This is a genomic window from Pseudomonas sp. 2725 (genome assembly GCF_050434585.1).
Taxonomy (GTDB): domain Bacteria; phylum Pseudomonadota; class Gammaproteobacteria; order Pseudomonadales; family Pseudomonadaceae; genus Aquipseudomonas; species Aquipseudomonas jessenii.
On sequence record NZ_JBNDIV010000015.1, the window covers coordinates 11,763 to 32,632 of the forward strand.

The 20,870-nt window shown below is 59.3% G+C and carries 27 protein-coding genes; all 27 read left to right on the top strand.

Translation table 11 applies throughout. The features are described from left to right. Positions 1-6 precede the first annotated feature (6 nt). The 27 genes from ABIE16_RS28195 to ABIE16_RS28325 all read left to right on the top strand — a co-directional run bounded on the left by ABIE16_RS28195 (position 7) and on the right by ABIE16_RS28325 (position 20,835). The gene (locus tag ABIE16_RS28195) at positions 7-783 is read left to right on the top strand and encodes a helix-turn-helix domain-containing protein (protein ID WP_429522449.1); all 777 of its coding nucleotides are present in this window, start codon (positions 7-9) and stop codon (positions 781-783) included. Further along, the gene (locus ABIE16_RS28200; RefSeq protein ID WP_429522396.1) at positions 783-1,598 is read left to right on the top strand and encodes a replication protein P; all 816 of its coding nucleotides are present in this window, start codon (positions 783-785) and stop codon (positions 1,596-1,598) included. The genes ABIE16_RS28195 and ABIE16_RS28200 overlap by 1 nt, the downstream gene beginning before the upstream one ends. Beyond that, positions 1,598-2,098, top strand: coding sequence for a hypothetical protein (locus ABIE16_RS28205; RefSeq protein WP_429522397.1), 501 nt, complete (start codon positions 1,598-1,600; stop codon positions 2,096-2,098). The genes ABIE16_RS28200 and ABIE16_RS28205 overlap by 1 nt, the downstream gene beginning before the upstream one ends. Positions 2,099-2,127: 29 nt before the next feature. Then, positions 2,128-2,337 carry a hypothetical protein gene (locus ABIE16_RS28210; RefSeq protein WP_429522450.1) on the top strand — a complete coding sequence of 70 codons (210 nt, stop codon included), beginning with the start codon at positions 2,128-2,130 and terminating at the stop codon, positions 2,335-2,337. Further along, the gene (locus ABIE16_RS28215) at positions 2,334-3,662 is read left to right on the top strand and encodes a tyrosine-type recombinase/integrase (RefSeq protein ID WP_429522398.1); all 1,329 of its coding nucleotides are present in this window, start codon (positions 2,334-2,336) and stop codon (positions 3,660-3,662) included. The genes ABIE16_RS28210 and ABIE16_RS28215 overlap by 4 nt, the downstream gene beginning before the upstream one ends. Next, a complete protein-coding gene (locus ABIE16_RS28220; RefSeq protein ID WP_429522399.1) occupies positions 3,634-3,954 on the top strand; it encodes a hypothetical protein in 321 nt (106 codons plus the stop codon). Before ABIE16_RS28215 ends, ABIE16_RS28220 begins: the two co-directional genes overlap by 29 nt. Before the next feature lie 4 nt (positions 3,955-3,958). Next, positions 3,959-4,348, top strand: coding sequence for an antiterminator Q family protein (locus ABIE16_RS28225; protein ID WP_429522400.1), 390 nt, complete (start codon positions 3,959-3,961; stop codon positions 4,346-4,348). Positions 4,349-4,506: 158 nt separating this feature from the next. Then, on the top strand, positions 4,507-4,950 hold the full coding sequence (locus ABIE16_RS28230) for a hypothetical protein (protein ID WP_429522401.1): 444 nt from the start codon (positions 4,507-4,509) through the stop codon (positions 4,948-4,950). Between the two features lie 581 nt (positions 4,951-5,531). Then, on the top strand, positions 5,532-5,867 hold the full coding sequence (locus tag ABIE16_RS28235; RefSeq protein ID WP_429522402.1) for a phage holin, lambda family: 336 nt from the start codon (positions 5,532-5,534) through the stop codon (positions 5,865-5,867). 128 nt (positions 5,868-5,995) lie between these two features. After that, a complete protein-coding gene (locus ABIE16_RS28240) occupies positions 5,996-6,442 on the top strand; it encodes a DUF1737 domain-containing protein (protein WP_429522403.1) in 447 nt (148 codons plus the stop codon). A 482-nt stretch (positions 6,443-6,924) separates the two neighbouring features. Next, a complete protein-coding gene (locus ABIE16_RS28245) occupies positions 6,925-7,524 on the top strand; it encodes a terminase small subunit (protein ID WP_429522404.1) in 600 nt (199 codons plus the stop codon). Positions 7,525-7,527: 3 nt separating this feature from the next. Further along, positions 7,528-9,522, top strand: a complete 1,995-nt coding sequence (locus ABIE16_RS28250) for a phage terminase large subunit family protein (RefSeq protein ID WP_429522405.1) — start codon at positions 7,528-7,530, stop codon at positions 9,520-9,522. Positions 9,523-9,575: 53 nt separating this feature from the next. Continuing rightward, positions 9,576-9,782, top strand: a complete 207-nt coding sequence (locus ABIE16_RS28255; protein WP_027923826.1) for a phage head-tail joining protein — start codon at positions 9,576-9,578, stop codon at positions 9,780-9,782. Next, positions 9,782-11,266 carry a phage portal protein gene (locus ABIE16_RS28260; RefSeq protein WP_429522406.1) on the top strand — a complete coding sequence of 495 codons (1,485 nt, stop codon included), beginning with the start codon at positions 9,782-9,784 and terminating at the stop codon, positions 11,264-11,266. The genes ABIE16_RS28255 and ABIE16_RS28260 overlap by 1 nt, the downstream gene beginning before the upstream one ends. Beyond that, complete coding sequence (locus ABIE16_RS28265) at positions 11,263-12,408, top strand: head maturation protease, ClpP-related (protein ID WP_429522407.1); 1,146 nt, start codon at positions 11,263-11,265, stop codon at positions 12,406-12,408. Before ABIE16_RS28260 ends, ABIE16_RS28265 begins: the two co-directional genes overlap by 4 nt. After that, complete coding sequence (locus ABIE16_RS28270) at positions 12,405-12,749, top strand: head decoration protein (RefSeq protein WP_429522408.1); 345 nt, start codon at positions 12,405-12,407, stop codon at positions 12,747-12,749. Before ABIE16_RS28265 ends, ABIE16_RS28270 begins: the two co-directional genes overlap by 4 nt. Positions 12,750-12,811: 62 nt before the next feature. Further along, entirely contained in the window at positions 12,812-13,807 is a 996-nt protein-coding gene (locus tag ABIE16_RS28275; RefSeq protein WP_429522409.1) for a major capsid protein, read from the top strand. A 2-nt stretch (positions 13,808-13,809) separates the two neighbouring features. Next, positions 13,810-14,124: a head-tail joining protein gene (locus tag ABIE16_RS28280; RefSeq protein ID WP_322617149.1), complete on the top strand. Its 315-nt coding sequence runs from the start codon at positions 13,810-13,812 to the stop codon at positions 14,122-14,124. Beyond that, positions 14,121-14,756 carry a phage tail protein gene (locus ABIE16_RS28285; protein ID WP_429522410.1) on the top strand — a complete coding sequence of 212 codons (636 nt, stop codon included), beginning with the start codon at positions 14,121-14,123 and terminating at the stop codon, positions 14,754-14,756. Before ABIE16_RS28280 ends, ABIE16_RS28285 begins: the two co-directional genes overlap by 4 nt. Continuing rightward, the gene (locus ABIE16_RS28290; protein ID WP_429522411.1) at positions 14,749-15,312 is read left to right on the top strand and encodes a hypothetical protein; all 564 of its coding nucleotides are present in this window, start codon (positions 14,749-14,751) and stop codon (positions 15,310-15,312) included. The genes ABIE16_RS28285 and ABIE16_RS28290 overlap by 8 nt, the downstream gene beginning before the upstream one ends. Next, the gene (locus ABIE16_RS28295; RefSeq protein ID WP_429522412.1) at positions 15,279-15,839 is read left to right on the top strand and encodes a phage baseplate assembly protein V; all 561 of its coding nucleotides are present in this window, start codon (positions 15,279-15,281) and stop codon (positions 15,837-15,839) included. Before ABIE16_RS28290 ends, ABIE16_RS28295 begins: the two co-directional genes overlap by 34 nt. A 57-nt stretch (positions 15,840-15,896) precedes the next feature. Beyond that, complete coding sequence (locus ABIE16_RS28300) at positions 15,897-16,118, top strand: hypothetical protein (protein WP_429522413.1); 222 nt, start codon at positions 15,897-15,899, stop codon at positions 16,116-16,118. 13 nt (positions 16,119-16,131) lie between these two features. Then, positions 16,132-16,458, top strand: a complete 327-nt coding sequence (locus tag ABIE16_RS28305) for a GPW/gp25 family protein (RefSeq protein WP_043302559.1) — start codon at positions 16,132-16,134, stop codon at positions 16,456-16,458. Next, on the top strand, positions 16,455-17,333 hold the full coding sequence (locus tag ABIE16_RS28310) for a baseplate assembly protein (RefSeq protein ID WP_429522414.1): 879 nt from the start codon (positions 16,455-16,457) through the stop codon (positions 17,331-17,333). The genes ABIE16_RS28305 and ABIE16_RS28310 overlap by 4 nt, the downstream gene beginning before the upstream one ends. A gap of 1 nt (position 17,334) precedes the next feature. Next, positions 17,335-17,946, top strand: a complete 612-nt coding sequence (locus tag ABIE16_RS28315) for a phage tail protein I (RefSeq protein ID WP_429522415.1) — start codon at positions 17,335-17,337, stop codon at positions 17,944-17,946. Beyond that, a complete protein-coding gene (locus ABIE16_RS28320; RefSeq protein WP_429522416.1) occupies positions 17,939-20,248 on the top strand; it encodes a phage tail protein in 2,310 nt (769 codons plus the stop codon). The genes ABIE16_RS28315 and ABIE16_RS28320 overlap by 8 nt, the downstream gene beginning before the upstream one ends. Then, positions 20,248-20,835 carry a hypothetical protein gene (locus ABIE16_RS28325; protein ID WP_429522417.1) on the top strand — a complete coding sequence of 196 codons (588 nt, stop codon included), beginning with the start codon at positions 20,248-20,250 and terminating at the stop codon, positions 20,833-20,835. The genes ABIE16_RS28320 and ABIE16_RS28325 overlap by 1 nt, the downstream gene beginning before the upstream one ends. The last annotated feature ends 35 nt before the right edge of the window (positions 20,836-20,870 follow it).

The window sequence follows — 20,870 nt, forward strand, 5'->3', positions numbered from 1 at the left end:
CAAGCAATGTCCTGGGCACTCTCTTTGCCCATCGATTCCCTGAAAGATTCAAGCGCGCGGCATGTGCTGCTGTGTCTGGCCAACTATGCCGGCTCGAACGGTGCTGGTGCCTTTCCTTCGGCCGCCACTCTAGCTCTGGACACCGGTTTGTCTGAGCGTACCGTCCGCTACAAATTGGACGACCTGGAGAAGGCTGGGCTGATTCAGGAGGGCAATCAAGCTATCGCCGCCGTACACATTGATCGCCATGACCGCCGTCCGGTCGTTTATGACCTTCAATTATCACGGGGTGCAAATCCTGCACCCCGTACAAAACGGGGTGCAAATGACGTCACGGGGTGCAAATCACAACAGAACGGGGTGCAGTCTGTGACAGAGCGGGGTGCAGAATCTGCACCCAATACGTCACTTAACCATCAAGTAACCGAACAGCAGCTGCAGCGCGAGATTTCCGATGTGATGGCCGAGCAGGACCAAGCGGCCATCGCGTCATTGGATGATCGTCAGCGTTTTGCCATGTTCGCCACTTGGGTGCCGAGCGAGAAGGCGCTGGCTGATCAGCTCACGATTGCCGGTCTGCCAGGTGATTCGCTCACCAGTGACTTGCTCGCTGGTTTCAAGGGTTTCTTCGTCGCCAAGCCTGCCACCGTCGACAGCGCGTCCGGTTGGTGTTTTCGTCTGACTCGTTGGGTCAAACGTGAGCAGGTCAAAGTGGCTTCCAGCTCATCGGTGTCCCCAGACTTCGATGACTCCAGTTGGGCTGATGATCTGGGGGATTTGTGATGGAGCTGAAAGCGCCCCGTAGCGCCATTCAATTGCTGAGCAAGATGGGCAACCTGCCGCCCGTGGCTCTGGTTCAACCGAAACAATTGCCGCCTGGTACCACTGACGTCGTCAACTCGCTGTTCAAGGAATTGCAGGCGATCTTCCCCGCCTGGAAACAAGCTTGGCCAGATGATGAAGCCTTGCGGGCTGCGAAGCGCAGTTGGATCAAGGCTTTCATTGCCGCCGGGATCAATACCCTCGAGCAGATTCGGTACGGCTTGCAGAACTGCCGACAGCACGGTGGCGATTTCGCGCCGAGCGTCGGCAAGTTTGTGAAGTGGTGTCAGCCAACGCCTGAAATGCTGGGCATTCCTTCGCACGATAAGGCCTTCCGTGAAGCACTGGTCAATTTGGACCCGAGCCGAGCATTTTCCCGCGAGTGGTCGCACCCGGCGGTACGTCATGCGGCGCTTCAATGCGAAATGCATAACCTCAACAGCTTGGTGTCCGAGAAGGCCAGCAAGGTCTTTGATCGCGCTTATGACATCACCATCCGGATGTTGGTCAGCGGACAGCCGCTCGAAGACATCGCCATTGGCATCAGCCACGACTCGCAAAAGCCCGAAACGCAACTCGCGGAGGAGTATGGCGAGGCGCGGTTGTTGATGACCATGTCGCAACAATCGATCCCGCTTGACGGCAAGGTCGCCCGCATCCAGTTGCTGGCTCGTTTTGCCAGTGACCCGGGAAAACGCGAGCAGCAAAAAGCCTCGCTTCCACGTACCTGCTTGAACTCCCTCCCTGATCCATTCAATCCCACAGGTGGCTTCTGATGAATGCAGCCAAGCAACAAAACATGCTCGCCGGGCAATCTTCACTTGCCCGCAAGGTGTTCCAGGTCGTGCCAATCCAGGAGCGTTGGAGTGCCCACGACATTTTCAATTCGTTGATGGTTTCCGAAGCCACGGGGGCCCAGTTCCCGGCTGTCCGTCGCGGCTTGGGTGAGTTGAAGGAGGCAGGCCTCATTCGCGAACCCGTTAACGGGCATTTCCAGCGTACCGCCATCACCATCAAATTCCCGAGAGAGCAGAGCATGTCAAAAGAAACCAAGCCGGCCGTCATTGCCATCAATAAAACCGAGGTCAGTGCTCTGGATACGTTGGCGGTGCTGTCTGGTGAGGTCATCAGCTTTGCCGAGGAGGTCGGGCAGCGCATGAAAAAGCTGGCGGCACGTATCGAGGAGGTGGCGCTTTCCGTCGAGGCGGAGCGCGAGACCAACGCTGACGCACTCGAAAAATTCAAGCTGCTGCAATCTCTGCTGAAGGGGGGCTAATGGGCAAGCGCATGGCGATCGGGTTGGATATACCTGATCGCCGCCTGGCTGTGCCGAACCCGGCGAACTATCGGTTCGCCGTATTCTGCTGCTCGTTCAAGATGGATATGGGCAGCACCCCCGACCACGCTTTGGCGCTGTTCGTTGACCAGGCAATGGCCGAGCGCTACGGCGCCTGGATGTGGCCGACCACGTTTCAGGTCGTTGACCTGGAAGATCCTCTTGGAGCCCGTAAATGATGGCCTTGGCGAAGACCCTGACGGTAAAGCTGTCGGATGCCGAGATCGAACGCAATGCCAAAAAACTGCATGTCCGTGATCTGCGAGATGCTAGTCACCCGGCATTGCACTTTCGCTTTGCGAAGAATCGATCCCGCGGCTCCTGGTACCTCCTCAGCAAGCGCACCTGGCACCGCATCGGCGGCTTCCCTGATTTGAGCACCAAACAAGTGGTCACGGCATTGCCCTCGGTGCGTCTGCGGGTGGCCGCCAATGAAGGTTCGACGCTGTCCAAGTGGGTCGCCACCGGCGAACTGTTGGAATGGTACGCCGAGCGTATGGCACGTGATCGCAGCCTTTCCAGCAAGCGCAAGAACACCACTGCCTCGGCCATCAGGCGTCATTTGATGCCACGCCTGGGTCATCTGCCGCTCAGCGATATCAACAAAGCCACACTCGACAGAGAGCTGGTCTGGCCGTTGCAGGAAAGCTACTCCACTGGCTATGTGCAGCTGGTGTTCAAGCTTCTCGTCCAGGCGCTGCAGCAAGCGTTCAAGCTCGGTTGTATCGGCGCTAACCCTATGGCTGGGATCAAGTTCAGCGACTTCAGTAAGGCCAAGGTCGGGGCCAAGCCATGCCGGTTGCGCGGCGTTCAGTTGCCGCAGCTACTGGAGCAATTGTCCCTCGTCATGTCGACTGCCCCTGCCGACGCCATGTTGGCGCTGATGATGCTCTGTCACGGCACGCGTATCGGTGAAACCCGGCAGACACGCTGGTCGCATATCAGTCTGGCGGAGCGCGAGTGGTTTATCCCGGCCGAGCACACAAAAACCGGCGTCGAGCATCACCTGCCGTTGACGGACCAGGCGCGCGAGCTGCTGATTCGTTATCGCGACATTCAACAAACCAAGGGGTATGACGGCCAATTCCTGTTCCCGGCGCGCCATGGCAAGGCTCTCAGTGAAGGGCAGGCCAGTGCTGCATTCACCAGGTTGGGGCAAGGTGAGTGGACCAGCCACGACCTGCGCAAGTTGGCCCGCACCGGCTGGGCTGACCTCGGCATTGATCACCTGATCGGCGAACTGCTGATCAACCACGCCATGGGCCACAACGTGAAGGTGTACATCCAGTCGGACGTCATGAGTCGCAAGCTCGATGCACTGGAGCAGTGGCACGCTCATCTAGATCAGAAGGGGTTTGCCCTGATTCACGGGTTGACCGGTGTTAGATCCGGAGATTCCGGTAAACCTCTGGAAGCCTTACAGAACAAGGCCTGCGATGCCTTTCAAGAAACAACCACAGGAGAGGATTTAAAACATGCAGAAAGGGCAGGGGCTTGGCTTTAAGAGGCCGCTGATCGAACTTGAGCCTTGCCCGAACTGCAAGGGCAAAGCGGTAGTGAAAGGGCTGTTTTATGAGTTGATTTGTACTGCTTGCAACGGCTCAGGTTGGGTTATTCGGGGTAGCAGGTTGGTGCTTTCTTCGGATGAGTTGGTGACGCAATTGAGCTTCAAATTGCAGCAGGCTCAGCGAGAGATTGAAGCGCTTCAGTATGGCTCGTCGATACCTGGCCCGGCCGAGTACTACCAACAGAACAACCGTCGCGGCGCTGGCGGATCAAATTACACAGGGGATTGAGAACATGATGATTCGAAAACCAGCCGGCCGACCATTGGGCGATACCGAATACCTGCTGGAACAGTGGGGATGGTGGCGGATGGATGGGGCAGGCGTTCCCAACTACATTTCACCGACATTTGCGCTAATGCGTCAGGCGATGCCGCAGGTGTCGGCGAGCAAAAGCTATTGCATTACTGATGAATGGGCCGGAGCTATTGATAGCGCAGTTGCGCGGCTCTCACACCGTGATCGACAAATGGGCGATATTATTTGGCTTTACTACGGTGCTAAATGGCCCATGGTTCGGGTTGGTAAGCACTACGGCATTAGTGAAGGGAAGGTGCGGGAATTGGCGAGAGCAGGCATTGCTTGGATCGATTGTGCTATCGATGCAATGCGGCAAGCTGCTTAATCTATTAGCCGATTGCTGCCTTTCGCGAAAGGCAGCACAATCAATAGCTGCCAGTCATTAGTGTCTACAGAATGAGGGGCAATTCACCTTGAGCTACGCTTTAAGGGCTGTGCTCACAGACATTGAGAGCGGTCCAACGCAGAGCAGGGGGAGGCAATATGTCTTGGTCGGTGAAGGTGGCGCGGGAAGCGAAGAGGAGACTGGTACTTGAAAAGTGGGTAGAGTATGTTGCTCAAGCTAAAGCTGCTGGCGAGAAACCTAGTAAGCGTAAGTTTGTTATGGACTCAAAAGGCGAACCATACGAAACCAACATTACCAGCCTCAATAGTTGGATTGATAGGTACGCTATCTATTCTTCTGGCACCTCCAGGACTGGTGCAGAAAATACCAAAGAAGCCAGTACATCTTACGTCAACTCTGTAGCTGCCCTTGAAGACGACTTCAAAACGTTTCTTACTGAGCGACGGCAGTCTGAAAATCACTACCGCTTGGACTTCTGTAGAGGACAGCAGAAATTGTTACGTACTCTGCTGGCAGAAATTGATAGGCAGATTCTTGAGTTGGAGACCAAGCTAGTCGAGAAGTCCAAAGAGCGCCGTTAATGAGATTTACACGCGCTGGCACACCCCCGTGCGACGCGAAACCCTGACCAAGTTCTACACTTGGTAGAGCGTCTAACCACAACCGTTAAAAAACGATTTTAGTCACACACCATACATCGTTCTACCTCAGTGCATTGCTGCCTTCGCTGGTATCGAGGGCAATGAAGAGGTGCAACGCGTGGTTATGCTCGCCTTGCGTTTTGTAACGCTGCCGTGCTTGTGAAGCTGATCCTCCCCACAACCGATTTGCCGTCACTCTGTCCATCATGGTTAAAGCATGGTAGGCAAGTTCCATGCATCTGATGGTTAGATCGTGTGGCCAAGTTGGGTGCAATTTCGCATACGTTGCGAAAAACCTTTTCCGCGCGGGATAGATTTGCTTTTATAGCAGCGTGTGTTGCTGTGAACGCAGCGAGACGCCTTTCAAGAACCCGACCATTGCGTCGGTTTTTTTTTGCCCATTTATGAGCCCTGCCATCGAGCAGGGCTTTTTCATTTTTGGTTCTGCCACGCCCTTCGCTCCGAGCTGGAAAGTGCTGCGGGAACCAATCTATTGAGCTTCCCGAAAGGGAGGAAACCGGATGACAAGCATGCCCGACAAACCAGACACATGGCTGCTCGTACTCGCGTGGGTGGGGCAGCATGCATCGACGATCTACGCCGGAACATTGTCATTCGTTGTCGGTGCTTTGCGGATCATTTATGGCGGCGGCACGCAGCGACAGGCGCTGCTTGAAGCGTCGCTTTGCACATTGATCACCATTGGCTTGATTCCACTGTTGGAGTACTTCGGCTTACCGCAGAACTTCGCCACGGCTGCGGGTGTATTCATTGGTTTTCTTGGTGTGAAGAAGGTTGCCGGATTGGCTGATCGGTTCGCAGACTTCAAGTTTCCTAAATCGGATTCGGCTCCATGAAGCGCTGTTCTTGGGTGCTGCCTCTTGTGCTCCTGCTGGCCTACGCCACTACGGGCTACATCCATTGTGGTGAGTCACCTGCATGCCAGCCGCTCACCGCTCAATCATTCAATCGTGAGGTTTAGAGAATGGCTTACACGCAATACGAAACCGTCGTCGCCAATACTCCCGAGGAGCTAACGGCCAAGCTGGCACAGGCCATCGCTGATGGTTGGCAGCCGTACGGTAGTCCTGTCTCCATCACTGAAGGCTTTCAAGTACTTCAGGCTGTGGTGAAGGGATCGAGCAATGTCGGTGGTGTGCCAGGCGACATCACCTCGGACAGCATCACGGACGCCTCGGATGTTGGTAAAGCTGTACTGGTGAGCGTCGATGCTGCGGCTGCCCGTGCCGCTACGGGTAGTGGGACTTCGGACTTCTCGGGTAGCTACAACGACCTAACCGATGTTCCAGCCATTCCCGTCGAGGGTGATGCTGCGATGCTGGAAGCCGGTACAGACCTCGTCGCGCATACCTGGTCAGCCAAACTGATTCATGACGAGATTGCCCGCCAGATTGCAGCGCTACCAGCATGACCTTCAAACAAGCGATCTCGACTGCCTCTGTTTCAAACGCAGTCGTCAACCGGCGCGGGATCTTCGAGGTCTCCCAATCCACCGGGGACCCTGGCAACTTCCAAGGAACACGGGGCATAAGACTCGCGCAAACGCGTTAGCGGCACCCCGCCAAAGTTAGTTAACTGGTTAACTCGATTGGTTAACCGGATTGAAAGCCTTACGGGCTGCGGCTTACAGGGTGGTTAACTAAGGAGTTAACCTGGTTAACTCGGTTAACCGTCGATTCGGCTGAAAGTCAGGCGGGCCGTGGCTTACAGCCCGGTTAACTAAGGCAGTTAACCTTGAGTTAACTAAGCAGCTCGCTAAAAGGTCATAAATTTCACTGTAAGCCAGACAGGCCGTGGCTTACAGGTGGTTAACCTAGGAGTTAACCGACTAATTTACTCGGTTAACTCCTAGGTTAACTCTCGGCCCAGCCGGGTTAACCGTAAGGCATGGATATGACAGCACTCACCAAAGCGGAGTTCGCCACTCGCCAAGGCTGGTCGAAACCCTATGTGTCGAAGTTGGCTAAGAGCGGCCGCCTGGTTCTGATGGCGGACGGCATGGTGGATGTTGAGGCAACGGACCGACTCCTGTTCAGCACGGCGGATCCGAGCAAAGCCAATGTGGCGGCGCGGCACGAGCGCGAACGAACTCAGCGTAATCCAGAAGGGAAGACTTCGGTCCCTCACATCGAATACGAGCCGCCAACTAGTGTTCCACTCCAGGCACCATTGCCCGTCGAGGGCATCCCGGACTTTCAGGAGTCTCGCGCCTACCGCGAGTTTTACGAGTCACGCCTGACCGAGAGCGAGTTTCACAAGAATCGCGGCGCCCATGTCGAGTTGGAGGCTGTGAAAACGGCGGCGTACACGACCGGGCGGATGTTGCGCGATCTGTTGCTCGGCATGCCGCCACAGTTGGCGCCCGAATTGGCCGCCATGAGTGATCATTGGCAAATCGAGAAGCACCTCACTGCCGCATTGCGCCGGGTGCTGGACGATGCCGAACGGATGTCCTCGACAGACCTCATCCATTCTTTGACTGCAGCGAGTTAATCCATGTCAGCGGAAATGCCCGACGGTGCAGCGGTGTACCGGGAGGCATACTTCCGCGGGTTGCGGCCAGAGCCGGATGTCTGGATCGATCAGTGGGCTGACGAGTTCATGCGCATCCCGCGTGATGCGGGGGCTGCTGAGCCAGGGCAATACCGTACAGCGCGAACACCGTATGCCCGTGAGCCGATGCGTTGCCTGTCACCGGCACATCCGTGCAAACGCGTGGTGACCATGGTGGCCTCGCAGTTGATGAAAACCCAGATCGCCTTGAACTGGATTGGCGGCCTGATCCATATGGCGCCATCGAACATTCTCACGCTGTTGCCCAGCCTGGGGTTGGCCAAACGAGTCTCGTCGCGCATCGGCAAGACCATCAAGGCCACCCCGGTGCTGCGCGAACGCGTGGCGGCCAACCGTTCAAGGGATGCGCGCAACACCATGGACACCAAAGAGTTCGAAGGTGGTTCGCTGTACGTCACCACTGCCGGCTCGGCGGCGAACCTGTCGGAGTTGTCGGCCCGCTACATCTATGGCGATGAAGTGGATCGCTGGGTGGTGGACGTTGGCGAGGAGGGCGACCCGATTGAGCTGGCGGAAACCCGCGGAAGTACGTTTGGCCGTAACGCCAAGTTCTACTTTTCCAGTTCGCCGACGATCCGGGGCGCCTCGCGCATTGCCGATCTGTTCGAGACCAGCGACCAGCGTTTTTATTATGTGCCGTGCCCGAATTGCGGGCACATGCAAGTCCTGGAATGGGAACGCCTGCATTACTCGGCAGATTGCCAGCTGGCGCACTACGAGTGCGCCGGGCCGGACTGTGATGTGCTGATCGAGGAACACCATAAGGGCGAGATGTTGGCCAAGGGCGAGTGGCGCGCGCATGCCCAGGGCGATGGCGAAACCGTCGGCTTCAACCTCAATGCGTTGTACTCGCCACCCGGCTGGACGGGGTGGGCGGCGCTGGCTAAACAGTTCGAGAAGGCCAAAACCGCCATGTCCCGCGGCGATCTCGAACCGATGCAGGTGTTCTACAACACCCGTCTGGCCAAGGTTTGGGACAGCGCCCAAGAGCAAACCAAAGCCGATGTCCTGATGGCTCGGGCACGCTTGGAGACTTACGGATTGGGGTCAATGCCGTCCGCCGTGTTGATGCTCACGGCCTCGGTCGACGTTCAGGCCAACCGGCTGGAGTTCATGGTGGTCGGGTGGGGCGCCGGCATGGAGCGCTGGATCATCGACTATCAGGTGATCTGGGGTGACCCCTCCGACGACCGCACTTGGTCGGTGCTCGATGACAAACTCAAGGCGCGTTACCCGCATCCGTGTGGCGCAGAACTGACGATCCGGGCTGCCGGCATCGACTCCGGCGGTAACCACACCGACGAGGTGTACCAATTCTGCCGGCTACGGCGCTGGCGCAACATCTTCTCCGTCAAGGGCGCGAGTAAGCCGGGTCGTCCGGTCATTGCGCAGCGGCCATCGATGATGGATGTCACCTGGAAAGGCCTGACCGAGCGCAAGGGTGTCGAGCTGTGGTTCGTTGGTACCGACACCGCCAAAGACTGGATTTACAACCGCTATCCGGTGGAGGACGGTCCTGGTGCGCTGCACTTTGCCAATGACCTGCCAGATGATTTTTTCGCCCAGTGCGTTGCCGAGCGCAAGGTGACTCGCTACGTCAAAGGCTACAAAAAAATCGAGTGGGTCAAGGGCAAGGCTGAGCGCAACGAAGCCCTCGACTTGATGGTGTACAGCTTGGCAATGGCGCATTACCTGGGGCTGAACCGCTACAAGGAGCACGACTGGGAGCGGGTGAGAAATGCTCTGTTTCAGGCGGCGGCCGTATCGGCCGAGCGTATCAGCAACCCCGTGACACCCCAGCAGCAACCGGCTGATCCCGTACCACCAGCGGCCAAGCTGGCAGCAGCACCGCTGCCAATTGCACGGCCCCCACAGCGTCGAAGTTCCAGCAGCGGCTACCTCAAAAAACGACGCTGAGTGAAAACGCGCAGCTGCTATCCACGTTGTCTTTTTACTTTAGAGCGATCCCCATGGCCTTTACCCAACAGCAACTCGATGCGGTCGAAAAGGCAATCGCGCGCGGCGAAAAGATCGTGCGCTACGCGGATCGCAACGTCGAGTACCGCGACATCGACGAACTGCTCAGGGCGCGCGACGAAATTCGTAGCTCGCTGATCGCGGCGGCCGGTCCTCGGTCGCGCATCGTACGGCTCTATCATGGAGGCAAGGGACTGTAATGGCTCGTCACTTCCCCACCTTGGGCCGCAGCGGTTTCCTGATCCCATCGAACATTAAGGCCAGCTATGAGGGGGCTGCCGAAGGGCGTCGCTCTGCCAGTTGGGATGCGCCCGACGCCGGCTTCAACAGCATTGCCATTCCGGCGTTACGCAACCTGCGCTCTCGCTCACGGGCGGCAGTGCGCAACGACCCCTACGCCTTCAACATCATCGACAAACGGGTCAGCAACCTGATCGGTACCGGCATCACGCCGCGGCCGAAAACCCAGGACGATGACCTTCGACATCAGTTGCAGGAACTCTGGGCCGACTGGACTGAAGAGTCCGACGCCGATGGCCTGACCGACTTCTACGGACAGCAGGCACTGATCGCGCGGACGGTGGAAACGGCCGGTGAATGTTTCGTCCGCCTGCGCCCGCGTAGCCTCGACGAAGGGTTGGTGGTGCCGCTGCAACTTCAAGTGTTGGCGCCCGAGTTTGTGCCACACGACAAGTTCGAAATGGCGCGTAACGGCAACATCATTCGTGCCGGCATTGAGTTCAGTCCGGACAGCCGCCGAGTCGCATACTGGATGTACCGCTCGCATCCCGGTGATGCCTCGTCGTTGAACAGTGGCTACAACCAGCTGGTGCGCGTACCGGCCAGCCAGGTACTACACATTTTTGAGCCGGTCGAACCGGGTCAGTTGCGCGGTCTGCCACGTTTGTCGCCGGTGCTCAAACGCCTGCGGAGCTTGGACAACTACGACGATGCGGTGTTGTTCCGCCAAGAGGTGGCCAACCTGTTCGCCGGCTTCATCAAGAAGCCGTCTCCGGATGACATCCAGACCCCGGTAGACCCGGTGACCGGTGCGCCGCTGAACCTCGCCTCGGATGGCTTCACGCCCATGGTGGCGTTGGAGCCCGGGACCATGCAGGAGTTGTTGCCGGGGGAGGAGGTCGAGTTTTCCACGCCGCCGGATGCCGGTAACAACTATCCCGACTTCATGCGTCAGCAATTGATGGCCGCGGCGGCCGGCGCCGGGATGCCGTACGAAATCCTCACCGGCGACATGCGCGAAGTGAACGACCGAGCGTTGCGGGTGGTGCTCACCGAGTTTCGGCGTCGACTGGAGCAGCTTCAATTCGGTGTGTATGTGCACCAGTTGTGCCGCCCGGTGCGGGCCGCATGGATGGACATGGCGGTGCTCAGTGGCGCCGTGTTGTTGCCGGACTATACCCAGCGCCGCCGTGAATACCTGCGTACGCGCTGGGTGCCACAAGGCTGGGCTTATATCCATCCGGTTCAGGATGTTCAGTCGCGCACGATGGAAGTTAACGCAGGCTTTGCCTCGCGCAGCGAGATGGTCCTGCGTACCGGCTACGATGCCGAAACGGTGGACGAAGAAAACGCCGCCGATGCCGAGCGGGCTCGGGGCAAGGGCCTCAATTACAGCACGCTCGTCGAACTGCTTCAGGCGTTCGACGACAAGGAGCAAGCATGAGCAAAAACACGCCTCCGCGTATTTACAACAAGGCCGGCCAGCAAGTGGCGGTGCAGGACAAAAGCTGGTACGCCGTGCACGCCAGCGGCGAAGCCACCGAGCGCGTGATTGAGGTCTTTGTGTATGGCGAGATCGGCACCTGGGGCATTACCGCCAGTCAGTTTATGCAGGATCTGCGCGCCATTGATGACGGCGTGTCACCGGTGATCGCGGCGTTCAACAGCATCGGCGGCGACCTGTTCGACGGGTTGGCTATGCACAACACGTTGTCACGGCTGGGCGAGCGTTGCACTGCACGCATCGATGCCTTGGCCGCGAGCGCGGCCAGTGTCGCGGTGTGCGGTGCGCACAAGGTGGTGATCGCGTCGAATGCCATGCTGATGATCCACAACCCATGGACCTATGCGGCCGGCGATGCCGACAGCTTTCGCAAGGTGGCCGATGTCCTCGATCAAACCATGGAGGCGATCATCGCGGCCTACAAGGCCAAGGCACCGGACATCGATGAGGCGGAGTTACGAGGTTTGGTGGCCGCCGAAACCTGGTTGACCGCCAGTGAGGCGGTGGCTCTGGGGCTGGCCGATGAGGTGGGCGATGGAGTACAGGTCAAAGCCTGTCTGGGGCAGGGCGGGGTAATGCAGCGTTACCAGCACACCCCAGCTGAACTGTTGGCCCAGCTCGATGAGGCGCCCGAGCCGGCTCCGGAGTTGGAGACACCTGCGCCCGCGCCCGTGGCCGACTCGGCCAAGCTTGCGTTGCTGATCACTCAGCGTTGTGCCGAGGCAGGGATCAGTAACCTGGTCGCGCCGCTGCTCAGCTCGACCCAGCTTGAAAGCGAAGAGATCGTTCAGGCGGGGCTGACTCGGGCCAAGGCGGTGCATGACCTGTGTGTCGCGGCACGATTGCCAGAACTCAGCGCCGAGTACGTGACAGCGGGGCTGGACGCACCTGCGGTACGCGCGCGGCTGTTCGACAAAATCGTCAGCAGCGGCAACGGTTTCGAAATCGACAACAGCGTGCCACTCAACGATGACCCAGCACCGAAGGTGCAGGCGAAACAACCGGATCCGCCATCGATCTGGGCAGCCCGTCAGGCCGCCCATGCGGGGCAATCCAACAGTGCAAAAGGAGCACGAGCATGACCGTAAAGTACGAAACGCTACACGCTGGCGAGTTTCTGCTCTCCGAAGGGGCCGGGAAGATCTCTCGTGAATCCATCCTGGTAGCCGCTGGCCCCGCGTTGAATTCCGGCCAGGTGCTGGGGCTGGTCACCGCGTCCAATGAGTTTGCGCCTTACGATCCCGCTGCCATCGATGGCACTGAAGTGGCGACGTGCATCCTGTACGGGCCGCTGGGCGAATCGACCGAGGAGCGCCGCGCCAGTGCGGTGGTGCGGCTGGCTGAGGTCAGTGAGGTGCATTTGACCGGTTTCGATGCTGATGCAGAGGTCGCCTTGGCGGCTCAATTCGTGATCGCCCGCTAAGCCCATCCCCTTTTCCCCAACCCCGCCCTGTGCGGGGTTTTGCATTTCTGGAGAGTCTTTTCATGGCCGATATTGGCATTTTTACCGACGATGTTTTTTCTGTGTCCTCGCTGACTGCAGCGATCAACGAGCAGGAATACCTGCCGGGTCGCATCAGCGGCCTGGGCCTGTTTCGCGAGGAAGGCATCAGCACCCTGACCGTGCAGATCGAAAAGGACGGCAACACGCTGGCACTGGTGCCGGCGGGTGAGCGCGGTACCTCGGGTCTGGTCGTGGGTGCAAGCAAACGTCAGATGATCCCATTCAATACCGTGCACCTGCCGCAGCGTTTCACCATCAAGGCTGACGAAATTCAGGGGATTCGCGCCTTTGGTACGACGACCGAACTGCAGGCGGTGCAAGGCGTAGTGAACACGCGCCTGAGCAAAGCCAAGCGTCAGCTCGACGCCACTCATGAATTCCAGCGCATGGGCGCGCTGAATGGCCTGGTGCTGGACGCGGACGGCTCGACGGTCCTGCTGAACATCTATCAGGCGTTTGGTGTGGAGCAACAAAGCTTGTCCATGGGCCTGAACGACTCAGCGACGAAGATCCGGGTCAAGTGCGGCGAAGCGCTGGACATGCAGGACGATGAACTGGGCAGCGTCACCAGTTCGGGCGCACGGGCCTTCTGCGGCAAGAATTTCTGGAACAAGCTGATCACGCACAAATCGGTAGAGGAAACCTACCTCAATACGATCCAAGCCGCGGAACTGCGTGGAGATTCGCGTGATAGTTTCGAGCTGGGCGGCATTGTCTGGGAGCGTTATCGCGGGCGAATCGCCGGGGTGTCGTTCATTCATGACGATACAGCGCTGTTGATTCCCGAAGGCGTACCCGATCTGTACATCTCCTGCTTTGCTCCGGCGGACTACATGGAGACCGCCAACACCCAAGGCCTGCCGTATTACAGCAAGCTAGAGCCATTGCCGTTCAACAAGGGCATGGCCGGTGAAGCCCAATCCAACCCGCTGCACCTGTGCACGCGGCCACGGGCGCAGATCCTGCTGACGCTTTGACCATGGCCTTTCGAGACCTGGTTGAGACGATCGACAGTGTAGTGTTCGACACCTTGGCTGATGTTGGCTACATCGAAGGTCGGCGTGTGTTGGGCATGTTCTCGGCGCCCTGGTTGCAGCCCAAGATAGGGCGCCTGAACACCGGCCTGCGCGATCCGTGTTTTCACATTCGGGTTGCCGATGCCGCAGGTGTGGAAAAAACGCAGACGGTGCACATCGAATTACCCGCACTGGACGGTGGCGGCGAGTACACCCTGACTCACCTGGAACCGGCGGGAGATGGTCTGGTGGCCTTGTCTCTGAGGTTAAAAGCATGAGTGCCGTTCCGGTGGCGCTGCAGCTTTCTGCCAACGATGTGCAGGCCTTTGAACAGCTGGCCAAGGTGATGCCCAAGGCCGTTGCCGCGGCGCAACGACGGGCGATCAACAAAACGTTGGGCTGGTTGGCCACGCACATGGCGCGCGATGTCAGCAAACAGGAGCGGATTGCCGTGCGCGCGGTACGTCAGCGCCTGCGCAGTTATCCCATCAAAGGCCAGGGTCAGTTGGGCAAACTCTGGTTCGGCACCAACCCGATGGAGGCTAGCCGGATAGGGAGTCCCCGTCAGGGTAAGGCTGGTGTTTCGGTGGCGGGGCGGCGATATCAGGGCGCGTTTTACAAACGCGTTTATGGCAACAAGGCGGATATCTGGATTCGCACCTCCAGCAAACATTTCAATACGGATGACTATCCCGGCAGCAGCGCGTCGGCGGGTGGGGGCACGAGTTCGGGCTGGATTGCGGAAAACGACAATCGATTTCCGCTAGCCAAGGCCAAGGTTTCGCTCGAAGACGTTGAAGGTCCGTTTTACACCTGGGCTAACAAGGCCGACGAGCGTCTGCTGGTGGTGTTCAAGCAAGAGATGAACTTCGAACTGCATAAATACCTGAAAGGGAGCGCCCGTGTCTGATCCTGCCTTTTCGTTGGATGCGTTGTACGCCGCCATCGAGGAACACATCCGCCAAGCGTTACCGACGGTGCGCTTTGTGGCGACCTGTCCGGACATTCAGGATCGGGTGGCACTGCCGGCGGTGTTCCTGGAACCGGTGGAATTTGAACCCGGGCAAGACATCGGCACCGGTGAAACAGTGCTGATCCAGCGCTTTGAAGCACGGATCATTGTCGCGCCCGAGTTGTCCCGCCATCAGCAACTGGGTGCCCAGTTGGCGGCACAGATCGCGGTGCTACTGCGAGCACAGACCTGGGGACTGGATAACGTCGAACAGGCGCAGTTCGTTGCCTCGCGTCAGGACTGGACCAAGCCGGAGCTGGATGGCTACACCGTGTGGATGGTGGAGTGGACCCAGCAGATCTACCTCGGCGAAGTCGAGTGGCTTTGGCCCAACGAGCCTCCCGGCACGCTGTACCTGAACGTCGATGGCTGCACCGGTACCGGCAATGAAGATCACTACTTTCAACCGGAGGATCTGGCATGGGATACGCCAGCGCCGAACATGACCGGATGATCGCCGCCATGCTGCTGCCCTGCGTGGTGGTCGGCGTCGATCTGATGGCGGGGCGGGTGCGGGTCAAGGCCGGGACCTGGGTCAGTGCCTGGGTGCGCTGGCATAGCCTGGCCGCCGGTAAGGCCCGTCATTGGCGCGCACCGAGCCCGAATGAGCAGGGCGCGTTGTTCAGCCCGAGCGGTGATCCGGCCATGGGCACCTTTATCCCGGGGCTGTATGGCAACGCCGGGGCCCCACCGGATAATCGCGATCACGTCGAGGCCTGGTACTTCGACGATGGCGGCTCGCTGGTCTACGACTGGAAAGCCGGCAGCTACATCATCGCGTTACCTGACGGCAGCCGCGCGACCATCACGGTCGGTAGCTCGGAGTTTGAAGTGACGCCGGATCAAGTGCGGGTGACGGCCAGCCAAATCACCCTGGCGGGTGAGGTGGCTATCGACGGATCGCTGAGCGTGTCCGGCGACATCAGCGGTGCCGGCACGATCATGGATACCGGGGGTAACAGCAGCAACCACTCGCATTGAGTACACATTCACCTTCAGCCCGCCGCGAGCGGGCTTTTTCATGTCTGGAGAAAAAGCATGACGAGTAAAACCAAGGCCGTTCCCGCCGCCACGGATGCACCCGAGCCGGCCATGCTGAGCATCTTTCGCGACACGCTGTACACCTCGCGGGTGCTGATCCTGCTGGACGCCGGGCGCACCTTGAAAGTCAAAAAAGGACAAGTCGCGGTGGCGTCGGACGACACGGTCGCGCTCGACTATTTGCATGGCCGCAAGGATTTTGTCGCGGTCGAGGGCTGATCCAATGATCGGGATGATCGGACTGGACCGCCGCACCGGCCAACTCATTTCCGGCCTCGATCACCTGCGCCAGTCCATCGAGGACATCTTGTCCACGCCCTTGGGCAGCCGGCGCATGCGCCCGGAGTACGGCAGCAAGCTGCGGCGCTTTGTCGACCTGCCGGTCAATGACGGTTGGAAAAGTGCCGTGCAGGCGGAGGTAGCCAGTACGCTGGGGCGTTGGGAGCCGCGCCTGAAACTCGGCCGCGTGCGCGCCGTGGCCATTCTCGACGGGCGTATCACCTTTGAGCTGACCGGGCAGTACCTGGGCAGCGACGTGACTTTGGAGGTGTCCGCATGACCATGGAACTGGCGGCCCTGCCGCCGCCGCAAGTGCTCGAAGACCTCGACTTTGAAGTGGTCTACCAGGAGAAGCTGGAAGCCTTCCGCCTGAGCATGGGCGATAACTGGAGTGCGGAGCTTGAAAGCGACCCTGTGCTCAAGCTGATCGAGCAGGCCGCGTATGGCGCCTTGCAAAACCGGGCGCGGGTCAACGATGCGGGCAAGGCCTTGCTCTTGGCCCATGCCGAGCGGGCCGACCTCGATCACCTGGCCGCCAACGTCAACCTGCAGCGTCTGGTGATTCAGGCGGGAGATCCGAGCACGGTGCCGCCGACGCCACAGGTGCTCGAAGAGGACGATGCCCTGCGCGAGCGAGTGCAGCTGTCGTATGAGGGGCTGACCACGGCGGGACCGCGTAACAGCTACATCCTGCACGCGCGCAACGCCTCGGGCCTGGTGGCCGATGCCACGGCGGAAAGTCCGTCACCGGCCGTGGTGGTGGTCACCGTGCTCAGCCTGGAAGGCAGCGGCGCCGCCTCGCCGGAACTGCTGGAAGAGGTCCGGCTGCACCTCAATGACGAAGACGTGCGACCGGTGGCCGACCGCCTCACTGTGCAGAGCGCTGTGGTCATCGATTACCACATTGAAGCGGTGCTGTACCCGCAGGCACCGGGGCCGGAAAACGAAGCCTACCTGGCCGAAAGCCAGAAACGCCTGAGCGAGTGGATCAACCCACGCCGCCGCCTTGGTCTGGAAGTGGCGCGCTCGGGGATCGATGCGCAATTGCACGTTCCCGGCATCGCCCGGGTAGAGCTGCTGGACTGGACCGATATCAAACCGAGCAAGGCCGAGGCGGCGTATTGCACCGGCTACACCGTGACGCTGGGGGCCTGACATGAGCAGTCAGCTGCCACTCAACAGCACGCCGCTGGAACTGGCCGTCGAGGCGGCCAACTACGAAAACACACTGATCCCGCTGCGCAGTTTGTATAACGCCGACACCTGCCCGGAACACCTGTTGCCGTACCTGGCGTCGGCCTGGTCGGTGGACCGCTGGAACAACAACTGGGCGCAGGAGGCCAAGCGCACGGCAATCCGTTCGGCGTACGACGTGCATGCACGCAAAGGCACCATCGGTGCGCTGCGTCGGGTGGTCGAGCCCTTGGGCTACCTGATCGACGTGGTCGAGTGGTTCGACACCGTGCCGGAAGGCGTGCCCGGTACCTTCGCCCTAGAGGTCGGCCTGAATGACGCCGGCATCACCGAGGAACTGTACGAGGAACTGGCGTGGTTGATCGACGACGCCCGTCCGGTCAGCCGGCACATGACCAACCTGGCGCTCAGCCTGCAGACCGAGGGGGTGCTGGGCATTGCCGTGTGCGTGCAAGAAGGTGAAGAGATCGACGTATACCCGCCGGCCCCGAAAGACATCGATGTGACCGGTACTTTTGGCCCGGCGCTCTGCGTCGATGAAACCGATACTTTGGACGTTTATCCCTATGATTGATAAAACCAGTCAGTTTTTTGCCATTCTCACGGCGGTCGGTGAAGCCAAGCACGCCAATGCCATAGCCATGGGCCTGGACTGGATGTTCACCGAGATGGGCCTGGGCGATGCCAACGGCACCGACCCGATTCCTGATCGCCTGCAGACCCAGTTGATCAACGAATGGCGCCGGGCGCCGATCAACCAGATCCGGGTCGATCCGGCCAATCCCAACACCGTCATCACCGAGCAGATCATTCCGCCGGAAGTGGGCGGTGAGTGGATTCGCGAGATCGGCCTGTACGATGTCGACGGTGATCTGGTGGCGGTGGCCAACTGCGCACCAAGCTATAAACCATTGCTGGACCAGGGCAGTGGCAAAACCCAGGTCGTGCGGATGAATTTCATCGTCAGCAGCTCGGCGAACATCGTGCTGAAGATTGACCCAGCGGTGGTGCTGGCCACGCGTGAATATGTCGACCTGGCTATCAGTGAGGCGCTGGCCAAGCTGGATCACAAACAGTCAGCGCGGGTGGCGGCCACAGTCCCCATCGCGCTGAGCAATGTGCAGACCATCGATGACGTGGCCGTGGCCACCGGTGATCGCGTGCTGGTGACCGCCCAGACAGAGACCCAGAACAACGGTGTCTATGTCGTCGGCGCCGAAGGCTGGACGCGGGCCGCCGATGCCGACAACAGCCTTGAAGTGACCCCAGGGTTGTTCATCCACGTCGAGCAGGGCACGACCAATGGCGACAGCCTCTGGCAGTTGGTCACCGACGCGCCGATCACCCTCGGCACCACCGGTTTGCAGTTTGAAATGATCGCAGGCGGCAGTGGGGGCGGCGTGGGCACGTTTCGCAGTGTCACCGTCGATGCCCTTGGGCGTGTGATCGCCGGCACCAACCCGACCACCTTGGACGGCTACGGCATCACCGATGCCCTGGCGGTGAGTGAAAACCTGGGCGATGTTGCGGATGTGGTCGAGGCTCGGAATAACCTCGGGCTGGGCACCGCTGCGACCGCTGCTGTGCAGGTCCACCTGCACGATGAAACGCCTGATGCGCTGATGAAGGTCGGAGCGTTCGGCTGGGGCGGGCCTGCCTATGCGGTCAGTGATGTTGACATCGGTGGCTTGAACGCGGAGACGGCCCTCTATTTCATCAGCAATGGCATAGGAGGGCCAGGTGGCGGGATCTATGAGGGTTGGGTTCGCGTCTCGGCGATTACACCAGGTCAATACGCCTTCCAGGAGATTTATGGGAATGCCGACCACACCCTACACCGCCGGGCCTTGACTGCCGGTGTTTGGGGCGAATGGGAAAGCATCTGGGACTCAACCAATCTGGTTAAACAAATCTACCCCCAAGATGACACGCCAGGCCGTGTATTGCTCACGGGTGCTTATGGCATCGGTCACGGGGGGATTGTCCTTCCCGACGGCACCGATCTAAACACAGTCACCTCCGTGGGCATTTACCGGGTGAACCCTGGCCCGAACGTTCCAGAAGGCGGTCAATTCTCCCCCATGCTGGTTACGGTCAGTCAAGACACCCTCTGGCAACAAATCATCGGCTATGACACCGCTACTGCTATTACTCGTGGCGGTGTTCTGGGCCCAGAGGGGTACGTATTTAGTGAGTGGGCAACCGCTTGGAACACTAATAACTTTAACCCTGCTGCGTACCAACCTGCGTTGGGCTTCACTCCCGTGCAGCAAGGCGGGGGGGCGGGTCAAACCCCCAATAAAATCTACATCGGCTTTGAAAACGCCACGGGCCAAATAAAAATACAGGTTGATGCGCAGGATTTCGGGCAAATCTGGACCCAGAGCAATTTTGATCCTGCTGCCATATTTTCGCTTCCCATCGGCGTGCCGTTTCCATGGCCAACTGCTACGCCGCCCGAGAAATGCGTGTTGATGGGGGGACAGCCGTTCAATGTCGAGTGGTACCCGGCATTGGCTGCCGTGTATCCCAGCGGCTTCCTGCCAGACATGCGCGCCGAGACAATCCGTGGCCTGGATGGCGGGCGCGGCATCGACCCCGACTCTGGGCGCGCCGTGTTGAGCCTTCAACTCGACACGCTACAAAACATGACGGGTGAACTCAGGCTACAGGACGATGATTCGATGTTGCTGGTGAATACCGCGACCGGTGTATTTACGGCTTCTGGTTACATGACGAGCGATATACCCGCCGCACCACGCGTCAGTACCACGGGCAACATGTCTGTAACTTTTAACCCATCGGCGGTCGCCCGTGTGAGCACGGAAACCCGCATGCGCAACGTGGCTTACAACTACATCTGCAGGATGTACTGATGACTACTTTAGTGAATGGTTTTTTTGAAGAGAGCGGCTGGATCGAGGTTTACACGTTCAGTGAATCCACAGGTGAATACCTCGGAAAGAACGAAATCTATGTGAGCGCTGGCTGCGGTCTGCCGGCTGGCGCAACGCTGGATGAACCACCACAAGCTTCGGAACAACAGGTGGTCGTTAGGCAGCAGGATGCATGGGGTGTCGTGCCTGACTTCCGGGGCGTGGTTTTCCGCACCACTGACGGTGCCGAGGTGACGCACTCGATGCCGGGCGAGTTGCCGGCCGAGCTGACGGCTTTGCCGCGACCGAGTGCGGCCTATATTTGGGATGGTCTCGTTTGGGTGCTCGATGCCGCACGCGATCTGGCGCTACAGAGCCGGCGAGAACGATCTTGGATCGAAAACGAACTGCACTGGGCTGGTAGAGAGATCGACAAGCATCTGGATGCTGACCCGGCTGCGCTCAACACCGAACTCGCCTGGCGCACCTACCGCAATAAACTGCGGGCCTGGCCAACTTCGCCAGACTTTCCAGCCAGTGATAAACGGCCGTTAAAGCCGGACGGGCAGACCCGCACCGCATCCTGACGCCTCGCATTGCCGGGGCGTTTTCTTTTCCATGC